The 18187-nt window shown below is 55.4% G+C and carries 18 protein-coding genes and 1 tRNA gene; 6 read left to right on the top strand and 13 right to left on the bottom strand.

The features are described 5' to 3' along the window. The first annotated feature begins 3 nt into the window (after positions 1 to 3). Together J3P95_RS23880 and J3P95_RS23875 are read left to right on the top strand one after the other, a co-directional pair. Positions 4 to 315 carry a hypothetical protein gene (locus J3P95_RS23880; RefSeq protein ID WP_401328801.1) on the top strand — a complete coding sequence of 104 codons (312 nt, stop codon included), beginning with the start codon at positions 4 to 6 and terminating at the stop codon, positions 313 to 315. After that, a complete protein-coding gene (locus tag J3P95_RS23875; RefSeq protein WP_434579483.1) occupies positions 288 to 1244 on the top strand; it encodes an ImmA/IrrE family metallo-endopeptidase in 957 nt (318 codons plus the stop codon). Before J3P95_RS23880 ends, J3P95_RS23875 begins: the two co-directional genes overlap by 28 nt. A 228-nt stretch (positions 1245 to 1472) precedes the next feature. On the opposite strand, the gene J3P95_RS23870 is transcribed toward J3P95_RS23875, so the two are convergent. Continuing rightward, positions 1473 to 2837 carry a HEPN domain-containing protein gene (locus J3P95_RS23870; RefSeq protein WP_434579484.1) on the bottom strand — a complete coding sequence of 455 codons (1365 nt, stop codon included), beginning with the start codon at positions 2835 to 2837 and terminating at the stop codon, positions 1473 to 1475. Between the two features lie 892 nt (positions 2838 to 3729). Between J3P95_RS23870 and J3P95_RS23865 the strand changes: the two genes are divergently transcribed. The 3 genes from J3P95_RS23865 (at position 3730) to J3P95_RS23855 (ending at position 5386) form a co-directional block, all read left to right on the top strand. Beyond that, on the top strand, positions 3730 to 3918 hold the full coding sequence (locus tag J3P95_RS23865) for a hypothetical protein (protein ID WP_434579485.1): 189 nt from the start codon (positions 3730 to 3732) through the stop codon (positions 3916 to 3918). A gap of 411 nt (positions 3919 to 4329) precedes the next feature. Beyond that, positions 4330 to 4821 (top strand): helix-turn-helix domain-containing protein, encoded by a 492-nt coding sequence (locus J3P95_RS23860; protein ID WP_095155734.1) that lies wholly within the window; start codon positions 4330 to 4332, stop codon positions 4819 to 4821. A gap of 49 nt (positions 4822 to 4870) precedes the next feature. Beyond that, positions 4871 to 5386, top strand: a complete 516-nt coding sequence (locus J3P95_RS23855; protein ID WP_401328812.1) for a hypothetical protein — start codon at positions 4871 to 4873, stop codon at positions 5384 to 5386. 321 nt (positions 5387 to 5707) lie between these two features. On the opposite strand, the gene J3P95_RS23850 is transcribed toward J3P95_RS23855, so the two are convergent. The 9 genes from J3P95_RS23850 to J3P95_RS23810 all read right to left on the bottom strand — a co-directional run bounded on the left by J3P95_RS23850 (position 5708) and on the right by J3P95_RS23810 (position 14040). Continuing rightward, positions 5708 to 5983: a hypothetical protein gene (locus J3P95_RS23850; RefSeq protein WP_401328815.1), complete on the bottom strand. Its 276-nt coding sequence runs from the start codon at positions 5981 to 5983 to the stop codon at positions 5708 to 5710. Beyond that, a complete protein-coding gene (locus tag J3P95_RS23845; RefSeq protein WP_434579486.1) occupies positions 5980 to 6960 on the bottom strand; it encodes an integrase domain-containing protein in 981 nt (326 codons plus the stop codon). The genes J3P95_RS23850 and J3P95_RS23845 overlap by 4 nt, the downstream gene beginning before the upstream one ends. 905 nt (positions 6961 to 7865) lie before the next feature. Next, entirely contained in the window at positions 7866 to 9194 is a 1329-nt protein-coding gene (locus J3P95_RS23840) for a tyrosine-type recombinase/integrase (protein WP_434579487.1), read from the bottom strand. 164 nt (positions 9195 to 9358) lie between these two features. Beyond that, positions 9359 to 9434 (bottom strand) — tRNA-Thr (locus tag J3P95_RS23835). A gap of 372 nt (positions 9435 to 9806) precedes the next feature. Beyond that, complete coding sequence (locus J3P95_RS23830) at positions 9807 to 11060, bottom strand: methyltransferase (RefSeq protein ID WP_434579488.1); 1254 nt, start codon at positions 11058 to 11060, stop codon at positions 9807 to 9809. Next, complete coding sequence (locus J3P95_RS23825) at positions 11041 to 11730, bottom strand: ABC transporter permease (protein WP_434559226.1); 690 nt, start codon at positions 11728 to 11730, stop codon at positions 11041 to 11043. The genes J3P95_RS23830 and J3P95_RS23825 overlap by 20 nt, the downstream gene beginning before the upstream one ends. Next, positions 11727 to 12422: an ABC transporter permease gene (locus J3P95_RS23820; RefSeq protein ID WP_434559224.1), complete on the bottom strand. Its 696-nt coding sequence runs from the start codon at positions 12420 to 12422 to the stop codon at positions 11727 to 11729. Before J3P95_RS23820 ends, J3P95_RS23825 begins: the two co-directional genes overlap by 4 nt. Before the next feature lie 78 nt (positions 12423 to 12500). Next, complete coding sequence (locus J3P95_RS23815) at positions 12501 to 13253, bottom strand: ABC transporter substrate-binding protein (RefSeq protein WP_434626184.1); 753 nt, start codon at positions 13251 to 13253, stop codon at positions 12501 to 12503. A 13-nt stretch (positions 13254 to 13266) separates the two neighbouring features. Next, positions 13267 to 14040 (bottom strand): ABC transporter ATP-binding protein, encoded by a 774-nt coding sequence (locus tag J3P95_RS23810; protein ID WP_434559220.1) that lies wholly within the window; start codon positions 14038 to 14040, stop codon positions 13267 to 13269. Between the two features lie 371 nt (positions 14041 to 14411). Between J3P95_RS23810 and J3P95_RS23805 the strand changes: the two genes are divergently transcribed. Continuing rightward, positions 14412 to 14849 (top strand): carboxypeptidase regulatory-like domain-containing protein, encoded by a 438-nt coding sequence (locus tag J3P95_RS23805; protein ID WP_434579489.1) that lies wholly within the window; start codon positions 14412 to 14414, stop codon positions 14847 to 14849. Positions 14850 to 14858: 9 nt separating this feature from the next. Here the strand turns inward: J3P95_RS23805 and J3P95_RS23800 are convergent, their stop codons facing one another. Genes J3P95_RS23800 through J3P95_RS23790 form a run of 3 tightly spaced genes read right to left on the bottom strand, consistent with a single transcriptional unit; the run spans position 14859 to position 18185 of the window. Continuing rightward, entirely contained in the window at positions 14859 to 15305 is a 447-nt protein-coding gene (locus J3P95_RS23800; protein ID WP_434559216.1) for a hypothetical protein, read from the bottom strand. Between the two features lie 40 nt (positions 15306 to 15345). Beyond that, positions 15346 to 17580 (bottom strand): ATP-binding protein, encoded by a 2235-nt coding sequence (locus tag J3P95_RS23795; RefSeq protein ID WP_434579490.1) that lies wholly within the window; start codon positions 17578 to 17580, stop codon positions 15346 to 15348. After that, positions 17577 to 18185 (bottom strand): biliverdin-producing heme oxygenase, encoded by a 609-nt coding sequence (locus J3P95_RS23790; RefSeq protein ID WP_434579491.1) that lies wholly within the window; start codon positions 18183 to 18185, stop codon positions 17577 to 17579. Before J3P95_RS23790 ends, J3P95_RS23795 begins: the two co-directional genes overlap by 4 nt. Positions 18186 to 18187 lie beyond the last annotated feature (2 nt).

Genomic DNA, 18187 nt, shown 5'->3' with positions numbered 1-18187 from the left:
TTTATGAATTTTATCGAGCAGTGTTTAGCCGGTGATGTCCTCTTAGAGGAAATTGACGAGTATGTGGGGAAATGGCACGACGGGGAAGAAGGAACTGATCAGGAGTTGCACGAGTATCTCGGAATGTCTTGGGAGGAGTATTCCTTGTGGGGCACTACCCCTTCGATAATTTCGTACATCATTGCAGCGCGAAGAAAAGGTTGTACTTTTGACGAGGAGTTGAATCGCGAGAGATTTGCACTTGCCGCGCGCGCCAGCACGCCAGAAGAGGCAAAGCGGATAGAAAAATGGCTTCGGCAAATAGGGAAAATTTGATGGCTCCCGAAGAGAAGATGGCGGCCCGAGTATTGGCACGTCACTCTTTGACACCACCTTATGACTTGATGGCTCTTGCATGTATTTATGGTGACGTAGAAATCATTCCATTTCCTATCGTTGCCGATGGAGTTACCATTGGAATCGGAGGGGCGGAAAGACCGCAGATCTTGGTTAACTCTTTAGCACCAGAAACCAGGAAAAATTTTACCCTAGCTCACGAACTGGGGCATATTATTATTCCTTGGCACACCGGAACCATTGTTTCGCACTTAGATGCCGACGCCGATGATTATGATTATTTACAGATGGAAAGCGAAGCAAATAGATTTGCTGCGGAATTATTAATACCAAGTTTATGGCTAAAAGAGAACTATGACAGCTATGAAGAGCTTAGTGGTTATCTGAAGTATTTAATTAAGGCGTCCAATGCTTCTCGTGAAGCTGTTTTAATTAAGGTTTTTAAAACCCTTCAGGCTCCAATCATTTGCTGTCAGATTGATAGCGATGGATCGCTTATAAGATTTTATAGAACCACTACTGCACCTAACACTCCATCTCTTGATGGGCGGGATCTTATGAATGATATCATTTTTAGGACGGAGCATAGTTTTGAGTCATTCAAGTTGAATGGATACTCTTATGTGGCTTGGTGTTTTAGTAATAAGGATATTGAGGAAAACGACTCTCGTCCCTGGCGCGAAATTCTAGAGCAGATTTTGCTTGAAAGTGGAACTCAGCACTTGAAGCAAAGTATCAATGCAATACTTCCGGCTAGATTTCAGAAGTGCAAGAAATTGAGTGAGTCAGAAATATGTAGCGCGATCATGCGTACATATGATGGTAGGGAAGGTATTGAGGAAGCAGTTAATCACCCACTATTTGAACAGTATGTCATAAAACGTGTGAAGGAACTTCTCTCGAAGTAATGTCGAAGATATAGTCGAACCTGAGTTAGGTTAATTACTTTCGCAAATTATATGTGTTGGGGCAGACACAGACCCAGTGTTGGAAGACTCACCCGGACAAGGTGCCGACACGACGCACCGCTCCTGAGGAGGGTCTGAAGAAGCTTTTCATCGTCATTCCCGCGAACGCGGGAATCCAGATGCCACGGAGGTCCTGGACCTCGGTATCGGATAGATTAAAAAATGCTCTCAATAATTTCTGAGTCGGCTTGTCAAATTCGTAACATTAACCAGAATTACGCCAAGTTTTTGTAGAAGCGCAAAAATCAATAGATGATGAACAAAAGCTGTATAGGCGTACATCTGATTTTCGTCTGCGCGATATTCATTCGCATGAGTGATGTCGTTTCTTAGTTTGCATATCGACTCTATCAACACAGAAGACAGCCCCAGCTCATTCTGAATTTGGCTTGGCAAGGAATTGAAAAAATCTGTGACGCATTTTTGCGTATTGTATTTTGATGAGTTAAATCGCTTAAGACCCTTCTCAAAGCTCAAGATCTCTTTCCGAGCTAGACCGTTTGACTTGAGGAACTCCTTTGCAGACTTGGTAAGCCCAACAAGCAACTCATCGGATAAATAACTTTTCTTGTTGTAACAGTGCTTCTCTAGTAAACGAAAATATCCGAGTAGCCTATCTTCAATATTCCCCATGTTTCGATATTTAACATACTTAGACATGATGTCAGGTAATTCGGAGTCGGAGGAAAAATACAACTCAAATGATGATAGGGGGAACGGCGCCAATCCCCAGCTCTCAAATCTAGGGTCTTTCCCAAGGGGGAGCATAATAAATTCATTAGATCGTCTAGGTTTTAAGCTGTTGTTTACAAAGTACAGAGATGCATACTTGGTAAAGCCTTGAAGGTCATATTCCAAGCTAACGCTTTGAACAGATGGCTCAATGCCAGTTAAAAAGGCAATTAAATTGTATATTTTTGAGTAAATTACCAATGGGTTGCGTTTGTTTTCATCGCTTTCAAGCGTGTAAAATAAAGAAGGTGGAAAAGCAAAGCTTTGCTCGTACGATAATGGGGAGTGGTTATAGTTGGCGTTGTATTGAACTCCTATGTATTCACTACCATTAGCCTCTGCCATGAACTCAGTTAAAAATGGCCGCACATCTCCGCCATCATGATTTACTTCAAGTATTTTCTCCTGGGTCGTAGTATGTCCCACCCAGTTATTCACCGTCTCCGAGTGAATTTGAATAGCTTGAAATCTCCCTTTTGCTGGGCCCTGTCCAGGACAAAAAATGACACTTTCTACAGTAAACTCTATTTCGTAAAATCCTACTGATGGAATATTACCGAGCGAACTCGATCTAGACCCAATACAACGTAACCCCTTGAGAATGAATCTGTTGCGAAAGTCATAACACTTTGCCTCGGTGGTCTCCCAAGACAGGTGGCAAGAGCGCTCGGTCATGACTTTGAAAGTTATCAGTTCTGGCGTTAAGTTGAGAACGCCTGCAAATCCAGCGTCGCCTTCACTATAGACCACTTTAAAAGTATATGATTGATTCAGTACTAGCTCGGTAACCCTGTCTTGCATGATTTCCATCCTTTAATCCGAACACCCATCTTGTACTGGCATTTTGAAAAAGCAAGGTACTTTTTGTTGGGCGCACGGTTGCTGTCCGAGAACAAACAATTCTCTAAAACGTAATAGGTTTGAGTCTGCCACCGAGCAGCAACGAGGTAGCAGCTTGAGCGCGCCGAGGGCTCCATCTGCGCCGGACCCAGACTCCTACTAGCTCTCACTGGTGACAAATCGATTTGGAGTACCGGCATTCTCAACTTCAAGCCAGCCTGGCTATCTGTGGCAGATCGACGTGCAGGCCTCGCTGCTGCAGTTCCAATTGCTGTTCTACGCTGAGGGCCGGTTTGCTGAAGGGCCTCATGTAGTTTTCTCCAGACAAAGAAAACCCGCACGATTTGAGCTTGTTGACTGGGTCAACCTAGGCTTGGCGGGTGTATTGGGGTGCATTTTAGGTCGCTGGAGGAGGTCGTCAACGTCACGCTGAAGTGAAATTGTAACGGGGTAGGGGGGGCAGCCAGATTTTGGTACTGGTGAGGGTTAAGACGGTATCAGGGGCTGCTTGTAGCAGTTGGATTTCTGGATGCCAGTAACAACAAAGGCCCGGTGGAAAATTTGGCGTACTCCAACTAGTAACTATAAATAAATCAGCTAGTTATGGCTTTCTGTGGAATCGAACCCGGAATGCGGGATGCTGAGTAAAATTTCGCGCCGGTGTTCTGGGCCGGCCGCTGGCGATCCTTTCCACTGCTGGAGGCTTGGCTCTGGTCCACTTCTTACCCTTTGTGCACAGGCCCAGCTAACGAGGAGTTGAACTATCGCCGCGCCAAGATAAATCCTGCTGATCAGATTTGATCCGAAGTCTGTCGTGACGGCATATTGGTCCAAACCGACGGAGGCCTTGGCCATGAGCGCAGCAAAACAGTTTCACGCCCAAATCGATGGCAAACAGATTCAGGGCTGGGTGGTGAAGGACGGACGCTCATACCTAGCTTATGCGGATTTCCGCGGAAAACAGATCGTTGCCCGTGGAAGTTCCGAACCAAATGCCATTAGCAAATGGCGTGAGGAAGCCAGCTACGCAGCTAACGAATAGGACATTCAGTTCCAGGCGAACACCCAATGACCCCAGTTACGACCGAAAAAACAAGCCGATGATTGCGAAATATGAGGGCTTGAGTCAGTCGTAAAGCGCATCTATGACGCCTTTTGAAAAAAAACTCAGAAAAAGCAGTTTTTTTTTCACGATGGGGGAGGCTTTTATGACCCCTGCCGAAGGCGTGGATGTCTCCCTCCTTAGAGGCGTAGCTTTCTCCCTCCAGGAGACATTGTCGACTCCCAAAACATACTCACCGTTAAACACATTCAACTTTGAAACACATTTAGCCAACCAAGACACAGTAAACTTAACCTAAGGGGCTGACACAGGCGCCTCCCCCCCCACCGTTGCCAGCCCTGTTTAGAGCCACCATACTCCAGCCAACGGTAAATTAAGGGGGATCAGGGGATGACTAAGTTAACGACAACGGTGAAGGCGAAAAAGCCGGCGCCGGTAGAAAGCAAGGAAATCGAGAAACGGTGGGGAAAGGATTTGGTAGCGGCTGGATGGACAGCCATTCCCAATGTGCTTTTCGACTGCTCACAACAACTGGGGCTGAAACACCTGCATATCGTGATCATTCTGCATCTGGCCGGCTACTGGTGGCAGGCGGGCAATGATCCTTATCCGACCAAAGAGACCCTTGCTAAGAAAATTGGGGTAACGGCCCGGACAATCCAGCGGTCAATCGCCGAGCTTGAGGAAATGAAATTCATCACTCGACACGCCCGAAAGTCGAAGTTGGGCGGTAACCTCGCGAATCGCTATTCCTTCGATGGGATCATCGAGGCCGCTACCCCGTACGCTAAAGCCATCGTGGACGCGCGCGAGAAGCAAAAAGCTACCGGTGACGGCCGTGCTACACGTAAAAAGCCAGCCACTTTGGAATTGGTCAAATAAGAGGACAGCGGTGGACGATTCCGTCGTCGAACCCAAAGGAAGTACGACGATGAACAAAACCGCCACACAACTGGGTGATGAAAGCCTGGCAGATGCCTTCCGTGAGTTGATGAGCGTCGTCATCAGCATGCGCGAGGCAGGTGTCGAATTGAGCCAGGTGCAGCATGCGCCTGAATTCACCTACTTGCTGACTCCCAAGCAGTTTGACCGGATAAAGCGTATTTGCCGTGAAAAGGGCTGGTCGGAGCCAAACCGGAGGGGCATTTTGATTGACCTTCAAGCCATCGCTCATCCATTGGATTCTCGCGAGAGCAAAGACCACTGCACCCCAGAAGAAGCTTTGCAGATCCTGGTGAACGCGTACTGCGCTTACAGCCAGATAGGCTTGAACAAGCCCAAGCATGCTCAGGGTATTCTCTTTAACACCGGCAGAAAGGTCAGCGTAGGTAACGGCAGCTATTACGCCTTGGCGGTCGTAAAAGTATGTGAGGACGGGGCTATAAGGTACTTGGCCCCGGTTACTGCGTATCACGCAACCGAGGCCAAGATCCGAAACATTAGGTGACTACGAGGAAGGACGGCCTCGAAGGCAAGTCTCCTGCACTGAAGCAGAACAACCCATATGCCTGCGATTTCCCTTCATATGACCCTGGCTAGCCAGGCCTCCGCAGCTCCGCCGACAAATTTTCTGCTGTCTGCGTAGTCGAGATCAATGTTAAGCAAGCGCTAAGCAAATTGCAAACATTTCTCCCCCTCCAGCCCCATACGCCTCCCCCCTAGATCCCCAGAATGTCATCATTTGGCTCGCTCGATGACGCCGGTTTGACTCTATCAAGCACATCAGGTGATGCTTGGGTCGGATACCCGGTTCTCAGCATGGTTCCGCTTAGCGGTTGAATTGCCAGAGTTTTCCTAGGCGATGAGTGAGCAATTGTATGGTCAGCAAATAGTAATAGCGCGTCGATTCAGTGCGCTGGTTTAAGTGGTGATTCAAAAACCAAGCAAGATGTTTTCTCTGCCAAGTCCATGGATTGTCGCGTTGCCAGCGCTCAGCGATCGCTGTTTGGATAGCCTTCGCCTGACGCAGGTGGCGTTGGCGGGTGGTGTGCGATCCGGTCAGGACGCCCGCCAGGAACAGCTCCATATCGAATGGCTTGCTCATGCTCGGCCACCGATGTACGCCGATACCACGTCGATACGGCCGTGTCCGAGCTCATAGCTGATTTGTAAGCGTGCCTCTCGATCAAGGCGTGGATTGAGGCGCCAGCACCTGCCACCGTTGATGGGCGCGAGATGATGGGTGATTTGCTCATAGCGTTCGCAAGCATAGGCTGCCCGCAATTCGTGGAAACCTTTGAGATTGTGTGTATGGAGGATATCTCGGGCGGGGCGGACGATCCCCTGCAAGAAATCGAGGTAGCTTTCGTTCGGTGCCAGCAGGTTGCGGCCACCATCTGGCGAAACCTGTTCGGCAAACCTCAGAGCTTCTCGAATATGATCATCTACCGTAATCCAGCGAGGTGCTGACGCACCGGATCGGCCGCCTTTGGTGCCGTCCTGGATGTTGATCTTGTCGCAGTGTTCGGCTTCACGCTTGAGTCGCGGTAGGTCGGCCAGAATCGCTTCGCGCAGACGCATGCCAGTGGCTCGCGTTAACTTAGCGATGGCCGCGGCGCGCGGCTGCTGATGTTTGCAAAGTACCTCTACGATTCGCTTCACGTGTTCGCGGTCTTGGCCTTGCGGCACCGAGCAACGAACGCTGGTGCGCCGCATTCCCAGCGCCTTGCTCGGACTCGGCACTTTCACATACTGATCACCGCGAAGCGCTGCGAGGGTCCGGTTCACGCTGGACAACCGATTTTGCGCGGTGGCGATGGCGAGTTCACCTTGGTCAACTTGCAGGCGCAGATGCCCGGCGTAGTCCAGCAAGGTCTGCCGATCAATTAGCCGGGCATCGTTAAACCCCGGCCCATCCTCCGAGCGACACCAGCGCACAAACGCCTGCCAGCGATCACTGTGTGCTTTGACGGTCCCGTAATGCCCACCGCCAAACAGATCTTTCAATGCCTGTGGCCCGGCATAGCTCAACTGCCGACCGTAGCCAAAATTGCGTCCATCTCGCCTGCCCACCAGTGCCATGATCGAACTCCTCTCGAAGCCAAAACTTTTAAAACTTTCCCCACGTCATCCCGCCAAGAATGTTGAGTGTTATCAGGGATCAAGGCCCCTGCGACCTGTGAGGGTTGTCCGCTAACGCGGGACTGGCGGCTCCTTACGACCGGAAGCTTGGGCATCTCATGATCTGGCCTCCTGAACACTTCCGAGGAAGTGGGCGGGTGGAGGCTGCACTGGCTGACGAGACCAACGCCGCGAGATCCTGAGTCGGGTGAAGGCAGTGATTCGATGACCGGGGCATGCCTGACTGTCAGTCAGGTGCAGTCCATTCCCTGGGTTGCGGCACCATCATCTGCATCGCTATTGCTGGTGACTTCGGTGTTTGTCACGCCGATTGTCACGATGGGGAATGCCGCAATGCCTTGTACGAGTTGGGCTGCAGCAGCGTTAGGAGCGCCCGTCTCTTTCCAGAAGAAAGAGACGGGCGCAGGTTGGCGCAGTGAAATGGCCAAGCGGATAGGTTGCTGCAGGGCAGCAGGGTAGGGGGATGTATTTGCCGCAATGGCAATGATCTGAAGTAGGCATCCATCACTCGGCGAGTGATCGTGCGAGCCGCCGGACGCTAATCGCACTTTGGGAGAACCACCACGGTGTGGCGTAGCCTCAAAGGCTCTGGCTACCTGGGTTGCTGTCAACGACAGCGCTTTGCCCGATCTTTTCTACGCCTGTGGATAATTCGGGTCAAGGTTCCAGTTTTCAGGGGTACTGCGGCTGTGGATGAAATTATCCACCGGTGGAAATCAGTGGTTTTCCACAGACAGTTGCGTGGGCTTTAAATTTTTTAAATGAGGTCCATCCAAGCAGGGCGGCTTTGCAGCCCCGCTTGGATGGACCCGCGTGGAAGGGCGGATAACGGTGATCTCACAGGCTTACCCACGTTTGGATGCGCCACGGCTATTTTGTAGGGCGGTGATGTTGTCGCCGACGGGGTGAGCGAACTCGTGAGGCGTTACATGCCCGCTGCGGTTGGCGTCGATGTAGTTGCTCCACCACGCCATGATTAGCCTGCGCTGTTCGAGGAATTCGGCCTTGTGGATATAAGCGGCGCGCACGCGGTTGCGTTCCTTGTGGCTCATTTGTCTTTCGATGGCTGCGTCGGTCCATAACCCAGACTCCAGCAGGGCGCTACAGGCCATGGTCCTGAAGCCGTGGCCGCACACGTCCTTGCTGGTGTCATAGCCGACGTTGCGGAGCATGGTGTTCACCGTGTTTTCGGACATGGGCTTCCAGTACTTGTGGTCGCCCGGTAGCACTAACTCTGAAAAGCGGCTGAGGTTGCGCAGGCGCTCCAGTATTTCGATGACCTGCGGCGATAGCGGAACCATTTGAATGTCGCCGTTCATCTTGGTCCCACGTGTGGAGTTGCGTACCCCTTCAATCGGTGCGCGCGTATCGGGGATTTCCCACATGGCGCGTTGAAGGTCGAACTCACTCCATCGAGCGAAGCGCAGTTCGCTGGAGCGGACGAATACATGCAGAGTCAGCAGCACAGCAAGGCGCGTTAGCTCGCGGCCGTTGTAGTTGTCGATACGGTGTAGCAGTTCGGGTAGGCGGTTGAGGGAGAGGGCCGGGCGATGGACTGTGCGCGGCGCGTGAATCGAGCCTGCCAGATCCAGTGCAGGATTCATGGTGATCTGCCGAGCCCTTTTGGCTCCGCGCATGATGGTGGATAAGTAGTTCTGTACCCTTAACGCCACATCCATGGTGCCGCGTTCCTTGATGCGCTGGGTGATCTCTAGCAGGTCGTGGGTATCGAGTTCAGCGATGGGTCGTTGGCCGATCAGCGGGAAGACGTGGGTGCGCAGTCGGCTCATTACGGTTTTTGCGTGGCCTTCGGTCCAGCGGCGGGACATATCAGCGTGCCACTCCAGGGCGACGGTTTCGAAAAGCAGTGCCGCCCGCTGGGCTACGATCTTGGCCTTCTTCTTTTCTTCCATTGGGTCGAGGTTGTCGAGCAGCAACGCCTTGGCTTCGTCTCGCTTACGTCGTGCGACGGAAAGGGTAACGATGGGGTAATTGCCAATGATGAGCGTACCTTCCTTGCCGCTGGGCTTGGTGTACTTCAAGCGCCAGGTCTTCACACCATTGGGTTTGACGAAAAGGTACATGCCGCCGCCGTCGAACAGTTTGTAGGCGCGTTCGCGGGTTTTGGCCGTGCGGCATTGCAGATCGCTGAGGGGGATCGCTAGACGTGGCATAGGGGTACGCGCTCCTGACCGGGAAATCGCAGTACCCCTAACATACCCTCGGGGAAGGGGGATTTTGTTGGATCCCGACAGAGGGTCCTGGAACGAAAAAACCCGCCAAATGGCGGGTTTTCGGGGCTTCCAGAGCATTCGGTGGAATGCAATGGAGCCTAATATGGTGCCGGCACCAGGAGTCGAACCCGGGACCTACTGATTACAAGTCAGTTGCTCTACCAACTGAGCTATACCGGCGTGTGGGCGACGATTATAGCGATTGGGTGGTTTCTGTAAACCCCTGAATTCTGACTATTTTTAAGCAAGCCGCTGATTCTGGATGCAATCGCGGATGGGCGGTGTTTGCGAGTACGGCTGTTCGGCGCCGGATAAAGCGGAAAATTCACGTTCCGTTCCAATAAAACGCGCCTTTATATCGGTTTGTCCAGGCGCTTATACACAATCGAAACAACCCCACCGGCCGAAATTTCCAATTTTGTGACAGCCTTGTCGTCCAGCCGCAAATACCTGTTTTCATGGTTTTTTATCCATATGAACAAAAAATGAACAGCTTGGAAACGGCCAGGAAATTACGGTTTCGTTGGATCTAGGGCTATTTCATCAACAGAGTTATCCACAGGCTGTTTGGTGTGGGTGCCGCTCTGCCAGCAGCATCATATTTCTCGGGGTGAGGGGTGTGTCGCAGAAGGTGCCCAGGCGAACCTCGTAGCCCTTTTGCACGAGAAAGAGCGCTCGATCCAGCACCAGCCAAAGCTCCAGTGCCCGTCGGAATAGGCCTCGCACCAGTTCAAGGTTGCGCACCTGCGCCAAACGCTGGTAACCCGCAGCCTCCAGTGCTTGCCAATCAGGCGAGCCGGCTGTGGATAAATGCTTGAGGGCCGCGAGATCGATGCAGTATTGGGCGAAGGTTTTTTCCAGCCAGGCGCTGGGGAGCGAGGGCGTGGGTAAGTACTCGTCGCGCCCCGTGATCTGCCGTTGCAGCAGGTCGAAACCCAGGCGCCGGGCCATGGATGTGTCCCGTTGGCGTCGGACGCGCTCGCCCGCGGTGACGGTTTCGGTCTGCGGCAGGCTGAGATCATCGAGCGACAGTTGTAGGGCTGAGCCTTTGGCGGCGTCGGACAGCGGCTGATACGCCGAAGCGCTGATGCGGTTATAGCAGCACGGTGCGATCGCCATGTTTACGCAACCGCTGGCGCTCGCCAATTGCATGAGTCGCACGTGCAAGTCACCGCAGGCGTGCAGCGCTACGGGTGTGTGTTCGGGCTGAATCGCTTGGGCTGCATCCGCCGCCAGCACGTCTTGCTGCCGATGCGTGGCGGGCAAGTGGTGGCGTTGGCTCAGTTGCTGGCCGCTGGCGACCAGGGCCGGATCGTATTCCAGGCAGGTCAGTTGCTGGTTGCCCTGCAGCAGGCGTCGACCCAGGTGACCTTTACCGGCGCACCAGTCCAGCCAGTGAGTCGGTTGCGCGGCGAAGTGCAGGCGACTGGCGAAGGCTTCAATCTGTTGCCATTTGCGGCCAGGTACATCGACGTTGAGGCGGTGGATTGACGCTTGCAGCTTCTTGGTCGGCAATTCCGGAACGGCGCTCAAAGTGCAGGAAATAGCCGCCAGCTCAGGGAAGGGGGCTGGTGCATCTTCAATCAGCCAAGGCTGGTGATGGTCTGCTTCTGCATTCTCCAGCGAACGCTGGCGTAGCCATCGGGCCAATTCGGGGTGGGACGTTTCCCAAGGCAATTGCAGATGGGTGAACGGGCGCGGTTTCCAAAGGGCTTGGTTCGCCGTAAGAAAGGCATCCAGTGCCATGAAACGGGCGAGCAACGCCTCGCCCGTCAGCACACCCGCGTCAACGTCCCTGGCAAGCATCGACGCGTAACCAGCGTTCCAGCTGCTTGAAGCCTTGCACCAGGATGAAGGCCATCAGCAGATAGAACATGCCTGCCGCGAAGAAAATCTCTACCGGCATGTAGGTCCGGGCAATGATCGTACGAGCCATGCCGGTGAGTTCCAGCAGGGTCACGGTGCTGGCCAAGGCGCTGGCCTTGAGCATCAGGATCACTTCGTTGCTGTAGGCCGGCAGGCCGATGCGTGCGGCGCGCGGCAGGATGATGTAGAGCAATGCTTTGGGCCGCGACATGCCCAGGGCCCGCGCGGCTTCGATCTCGCCACGGGGGATGGCCTGGATCGCACCGCGCAGGATCTCGGCGATGTAGGCGGCGGTGTGCAGGGTCATGGTGGCCGTGGCGCACCAGAACGGGTCCCGCAGATATGGCCACAACGCGCTGCTGCGCACGGCATCGAACTGCGCCAGGCCGTAGTAGACCAGGAACAACTGAACCAGCAACGGAGTACCGCGGAAAAAGAAGATGTAGGCGTAGGGCAATGCCCGCACGTACCACAGGCGCGATGAGCGGGCGATGCCCAGCGGAATCGCCAGCAACAGGCCGGCGATCACGGCGATCGCTACCAGTTCAAGGGTCAATGTAGCGCCCTGGGCCAGTTTCGGCAGCCACTTGATGATGACGTCCCAGTTCATTGGGTGCTCCTGGCGAAGCCGCGGGCGGCGCGTCGTTCCAGCAGGTGCATGCCGATCATGGCGAGCACGGTCAGGCCCAGGTACATGAGCGCGGCGACCATGTAGAAGGTGAATGGCTGCTTGGAGATGGTCACGCCGATTTGCGCATGACGCATGATTTCTTCCAGGCCAATCACCGAGACCAGCGCGGTGTCCTTCATCAGGATCATGAACAGGTTGCCCAGGCCGGGCAGGGCGATGCGCCACATCTGCGGCAGGATCAACTTGGTGAAGATCCGCCATTTCGACAGGCCCAAAGCGACGCCGGCTTCACGGTGGCCCTTGGGGATCGCCAGGATCGCGCCGCGAAACACTTCCGTGGCGTAGGCGCCAAAGCACAGGCCCAGGGCAATGACCCCGGCCGCAAAGGCGTCGAGGGCGAGGTCGGGATTGCCGAAATATTCACCCAGGGCATGCATCAGGTTGACGGTGCCGAAATAGATCAATAGTACCCAGAGCAATTCCGGGATACCGCGAACCAGCGTCGAATAGGTGCCGCCCAGCCATTGCAGCGGCTTGTACGGTGAGGTCTTGGCCAACGCGCCGAGCAGGCCGAGCACCAGCCCCAGGCAGAGGGCCGTGAGCGCCAGTTTGACGGTCATCAGCGCGCCGGCGGCAAGCGCCGGGCCGAATCCGTAGAGATCGATCATCATGGGTAAGAATTCATATCGCGGCAGGCTTTGCTAAGGAGCGGCGCCGTACAACAGCGGCGCCGGCCAGGCACGTCAGGATCAATAGATGCTGAACGGGAAGTACTTGTCGTTGATTTTTTTATAGGTGCCGTCGGCAACGATCTCTTTCAATGCGGCGTTCAGCTTGTTGCGCAGTTCATCGTTACCCTTGCGCACTGCTATGGCGATCTTGTCGCCCTCGACCACCGGGTCACCCTTGAATTCGTAAGCGCGGCCAGCTTCGGTTTTCAGCCAGTCGTAGTTCGCGTATTTGTCCGCCAGAATTGCATCGACGCGACCGGAGGTCAGGTCCAGGTAGGCGTTTTCCTGGGTGTCATACAGTTTCAGCTCGACACCTTCCATGTTGTCTTCCATCCAGGTGCCGGCGAGCGTGGAGCGCTGTGTCCCGATGACCTTACCCTGAAGAGACTCTTTATCGACTTTGAAATCGACGTTTTTCGGCGCAATGAATTGCAGTTTGTTCGAGTAGTACGGGTCGGTGAAATCCACCGCTTGCTTGCGCTCTTCATTGATCGAAAGCGAACTAATCAGGAAATCGAACTTCTTGGCCATCAGGGCCGGAATGATGCCGTCCCAGTCGGACGTGACCACTTCGCACTCGACTTTCATCTTGGCGCACAAGGCATCGCCGATGTCTTTGTCAAAACCCACGACCTGGCCGCTGGCGTCCTTGTTGTTGAACGGAGGGTAGGCTGCTTCGATGCCCATTTTCAGTTTGCCGTCCGTCATGGCGTTGGCCGAAAAGACCAGGCTGGCCGCAGCGGCCAAGAGAAATTTCCTGTAGGTCTGCATAGGTACTGCTCCGTTAGCGGTTGCTGGACATGAATTGTTTGCAGCGCGCCGAAAGCGGGCTCTCGAAAACCTGCTGTGGCGATCCTTGCTCCTCGACCAAGCCCTGGTGAAGAAACACGACTTCGCTGGATACCTGACGAGCGAAACCCATTTCGTGGGTGACCAGCAGCATGGTGCGGCCTTCTTCAGCCAGGGCGCGGATCACACTAAGTACTTCCTGGACCATTTCCGGGTCAAGGGCGGAAGTGGGCTCGTCAAACAGAATCACCTTGGGCTGCATCGCCAAGGTACGGGCAATGGCAGCGCGTTGCTGCTGGCCGCCGGACAATTCGGCAGGGTAGGCGTGGCGCTTGTCGGCGATACCGACCTTGGCCAGCAGGGCTTCGGCGACTTCGATGGCTTCGGCCTTGCTCTGGCCGAGCACCCGGCGCGGGGCTTCGATGATGTTGTCCAACACGCTCATGTGCGGCCAAAGATTAAAGTTTTGAAATACAAAACCAATCTCGCTGCGAATGCGGTTGATCTGCTTGCCGTCGGCGGCTATCAGCTCACCGTTTTTTGCGGCCTTGAGTTTGAGCTCTTCACCTGCCACCAGGATCTGGCCCTGATTGGGGTTTTCCAGCAGGTTTATGCAGCGCAGGAAAGTGGACTTGCCGGAGCCGGAGGAGCCCAGGATCGAGATCACGTCGCCGTCGCGAGCGGTCAGCGAGACGCCTTTGAGCACCTCCAGCTGTCCGTAGCGTTTGTGCAAGTTGCGGATTTCAAGCGCGGGCGTGGCCTGGGCCATGTGCGGTCCTCATGATATGTGCTCCCTTGCTGTTGGCAGCCTTCCTGGCGAGGCGGCCAAGCTAGCATGCGCCCCAATGGCAGCCAACAGCGCTACGGGCGGTAAACCGGCGATGTGCGGCAGGTTGTCGCATCGGCGCAGCAGACTGTCGCGCCATCAACAACCGAACGGCTGTTTGAACCCTGCCCGCCGGCGCAAAGCCCGGGGAGTCGCGTAAAAAAAGGCGCGATGGTGCCAGCTTTGGGCGGGGGTGGGAAGGGTTAATCGGATGAGCGTATTCCGATCCGCAGTCAACTCAACTTCCAATCGATCTAAACCCCGCGTCCGTTGACTCATCAAATGAGGGCATCCCGGAATCAGGAGTGGTTGCCATGAACTCGTTATACCGCCTCATCGTTTTAGGCGCGCTATTAATCCCCTCCATTCTCAACGCCACCAACCTCGCGCCCGTAGACAACACAGGCGTCCAGGTCCAGCCAACGCAGCAGAACGGCGTCACTTATCTGTCCGGCGGTATCGGCGAGGACGAAGCCCGGGCCATCGGTCAGGCTCAGGGTTACAACCTGCATATGACCTTCGCGATCGGTCCGGAGAACAAATACGTCCCGGATGTAGACGTGACCGTTCAGAAGACTTCAGGACAGACATTGCTGACGCTCAGTGACGCCGGGCCGCTGGTTTATGTGCAACTGCCACCGGGCAAATACACAGTGGTGGCAATTCGCAACGGCGAGGAGCGACGCGACACCGCCGACGTAGGCAGCGGGGCCGGACGCAAGCTGGTTTTCCACTGGAACAGTAGCGAGTAGCGAGTCGACTCATTCGCTGGCGGGCTCTTCCATCGATTGGCGATAACGGTCCAGCGCCTCGCTGAAGTCCTTGATGAACTCCGGCGTGCTGAGCCAGCGCTGGGCCGCCTCGCGGTCCATGTCATCGACCCACATGCGGTAGTCCACCAGCATGTCGGCGGCCAGGTTGGTGGCAGCCATGCTTTCGTTTTCGGCGTTCTTAAGGTCCAGCAGGCCTGGACGCTCGATGATCATTTCGCTGACGTTCGCCAGCAGCGTGTCGAGCATTTCGCTACGGCTGACGGCCTCGGCCTCGCGCAGTTTGACGAACAACTCCTGCACGTAGACCGGCGGCTGGGCGGTGGCATGCGCCGGATCGCCGTACATGGGGATGGATTTACGTCCGGTCATGCGCAGCTGCTTGGCTTTGTCTTTGGCGCGCTTGGCGCGTTTTTGCTGTTTGTTCAGTGAGGCCATTGGGCTTCGGTTTCCAGTTCGTTAGGGGACGGTGCCCGGCTCAATTGATTTTTGGCACGGTGAAGCGGAATTCGCTGCCCTTGCCTGGTTGGCTTTCGGCGAGCAGTTTACCGCCATGGGCCTGCACAATCCCCTTGGAAATGTACAACCCAAGGCCGGTACCGTTCGGGTTGCCTTCCTTGCTGGTCCAGTATCGATCGAACACATGAGGCAATTGCTCTGGCGCGATACCTTCGCCGGTGTCCCGGACGCAGAATACGATTTCATCGCCCACGGACATTGCGCTGATGCCCACGGACCCTTGATGCGGCGTGAACTTGATGGCATTGCCGATCAAATTGGACAGCACCTGGAATATCCGCTCGGGATCGGCGTTGATTCTCAGGTTGGGTTCGGCGTGGAAAGAGATATCGATAGTCTTGGCAGAGGCCAGCGGCGTCAGCAGCGAGCACGCGTCCTCGAATATCTGGCTGACGTCCATCGGCTGGGGATGGATGGTGTAGCGCCCAGCGTCGATGCGCGAAGTATCCAGCAGGTCTTCCAATAGCGCGTTCATCCGGCTGGCGGCCTGTTGCATGGTGTCGATGGCTGAGGCAATTCGCTTTGAACTGTGGGAGCCGTCGGAGCTGAAGGCCTTTTGCATCATGCCGCAAAGCATGGAAATGACCGTCATCGGATTGCGCAAGTCATGGGATACGACCGCCACCAGTTCATCGCGCGCCTGCACCGCCTGGCGTTCCTTGCTGACTTGCCGGGCGAGATCATTTTCCAAGGCTGAGCGACGCAGGTCATTGGCGGCGAACAGGTCGCCATGACTCCATTTGGCGCTGATCCCGGCCATCTCGACTTTCCATATTTCGAACGATGTGCGTGGTTGCAGGCGCAGCCCGGTCTCACCGTTTTCCAAGTCGAGGGGTTTTTGTGGGTCGCCGCTCCAATGAATGGTCTGCTTCACTTCGGGACGAAACCACAGCACGCCGTTGTTCACAGGTTTGGGCAGGTGGATGGCCAGCACACCGCTCGCGACGTCTTGATAAGCCTTGGCCGGGGCGAAAACGCTGCCCAGGTTGTGGTGGGAAAACACCGGTTGGCCTGTCTCCATTATCCACTTGTGCAATTCACGGATCTGCTCAGGTTCCGGGCATTGGCCGTGGCGATGCAGTTTATTGTTTTCGAAGATCGCGACGCCGTGGGCGCCGGTGAGACCTATCAGTCGTTGCGGTTCGCGAGACAAACCGTCGAAGACGTTGTCGTTGGATTCGGCCATGACGGTAGCGAGGGCCTGGAGATCTTCCAACTTGGCGTCCCGTTGGCGGGACAGCGCAAGGGCTTCCATCGCGCTGATCTGCAGTGACAAGATCTGGCCGATGTTCTGGCAGGCCATGCGCATTTCGTGCGGCACATGCAGCGGCTGGCGATTGCCGCAACTGATCAGCCCCCACAGTCGTTCACCTTCCATCAGCGAAATGCTCATGGACGACAATACGCCCATGTTCTTCATGTATTGGCGGTGGATCGGCGAGACGCTGCGCAGCGTGGAAAAACTCAGGTCCAACGGCGCCTGTGTGTCGGGGCGCAGCTCGGGCACCAGCGGTACCGGCGTGTAATCGGCGTTGGGGATGATGCGCAACCAGTTGGTGCGATACAGCTCCCGCGCCTGTTCGGGGATGTCCGACGCTGGGAAAAACAGCCCTTTGTAGAGCTCCATCGAAGGCGCGCTGGCTTCGGCAATGACCTGTCCGTGGCCTTCTTCCTCGAAGCGATAGATCAACACGCGGTCGTAGCCGGTCATGGCCTGGATTTCCCGCACGCTGATTTCGTACAGGGCTTGAAGTGTTTCCGCGCTTTGCAGGCGCTGCAGCATACGGCCCAGGTTGGCCTCGCCGCTGACGCCTTCGGGACGGTAATCGCTCAGGTGTTGTTCCAATTCAACGATCAAGGCGCCTTGATGACGGTGGATCAGCGCGTCAAAGCGCTGCTGGTTTACGACGACTTCAAGGGGGGCGTTGTCCGTTTCGGCATCGGTGCGACAAGCGTCCAGCAGGATTGCAGCCTGTTCTTGCCCAAACAGTGTGCCCAATGTTTGTCCCAGTAACCCGTGGGGCGCGTGCCCCATCAGTAGCTCTGCGTTGGCGCTGACCTGTCGAATCACGAAGTCAGGTTCGGACAGCATCAGCAGCACACCATGAGGCTGGATGGCGCCGGGGAAGCGAATCGGCTCGTCTGCACAATTGGCCAGCAACTCTTCGAAGGCTTCTTTGTGTTCCGAGTTCATAACAGGACCTCCTGACTGTCCAGCCAGCGTTCAAAGCAGATAAAAGTCGTCTTGGCGGCGTGTGTGGCTTCGAGCATCTGGCTGTCGCCGAGGTTCCGGTCGGCCAGGTATTGAAGGAAATCTTTCCAACGCCGGCCGGTGAGGCCGCCATAAACGTTTAGGAACGCTGCGCCGCTGGATGCGTCCAGGCCAAGCTGCTCGGCCACTCTGCGCCGCAGAATCTGCCCACCCAGCGTTGCGCCTTCCAGAACGTAGAAAACGCCGAGTGCCGCCGCCGGTGAGTTGATCTGCGGCAGGAGCTCGCAGGTGGGCAATGTATCGACCGTCGCTTCGTCCAGGCCTAATGCCATGAGATCTGCCCGCAACACCGGCAGCTTGATGCGTAGGGATTGATCCAGCCCGGTCGGCGTGTGCGCCAGAGCGTGAAGCAGTTGTTCCAGCGGCTTATAAAAGCCGTGATAGGCCGCCATCAACCGTCGGTACCACCCAAGGTCCAGGCGCTCGGAAAAAAATGGCAGGCGTTTCTCCAAGGCAACGTGCAGCTCCGCGGTTTCGGTCCGCAGGGCCTGGATAAGCGAGGAAGCGGGAGCGGCCGATGAAAACATGC

Source organism: Pseudomonas sp. Z5-35, assembly GCF_051131945.1.
Taxonomy (GTDB): Bacteria; Pseudomonadota; Gammaproteobacteria; order Pseudomonadales; family Pseudomonadaceae; genus Aquipseudomonas; species Aquipseudomonas marvdashtae.
The sequence above is the reverse complement of the archived record's forward strand: the minus strand, read 5'-3'. Positions and strand labels throughout refer to the sequence as shown.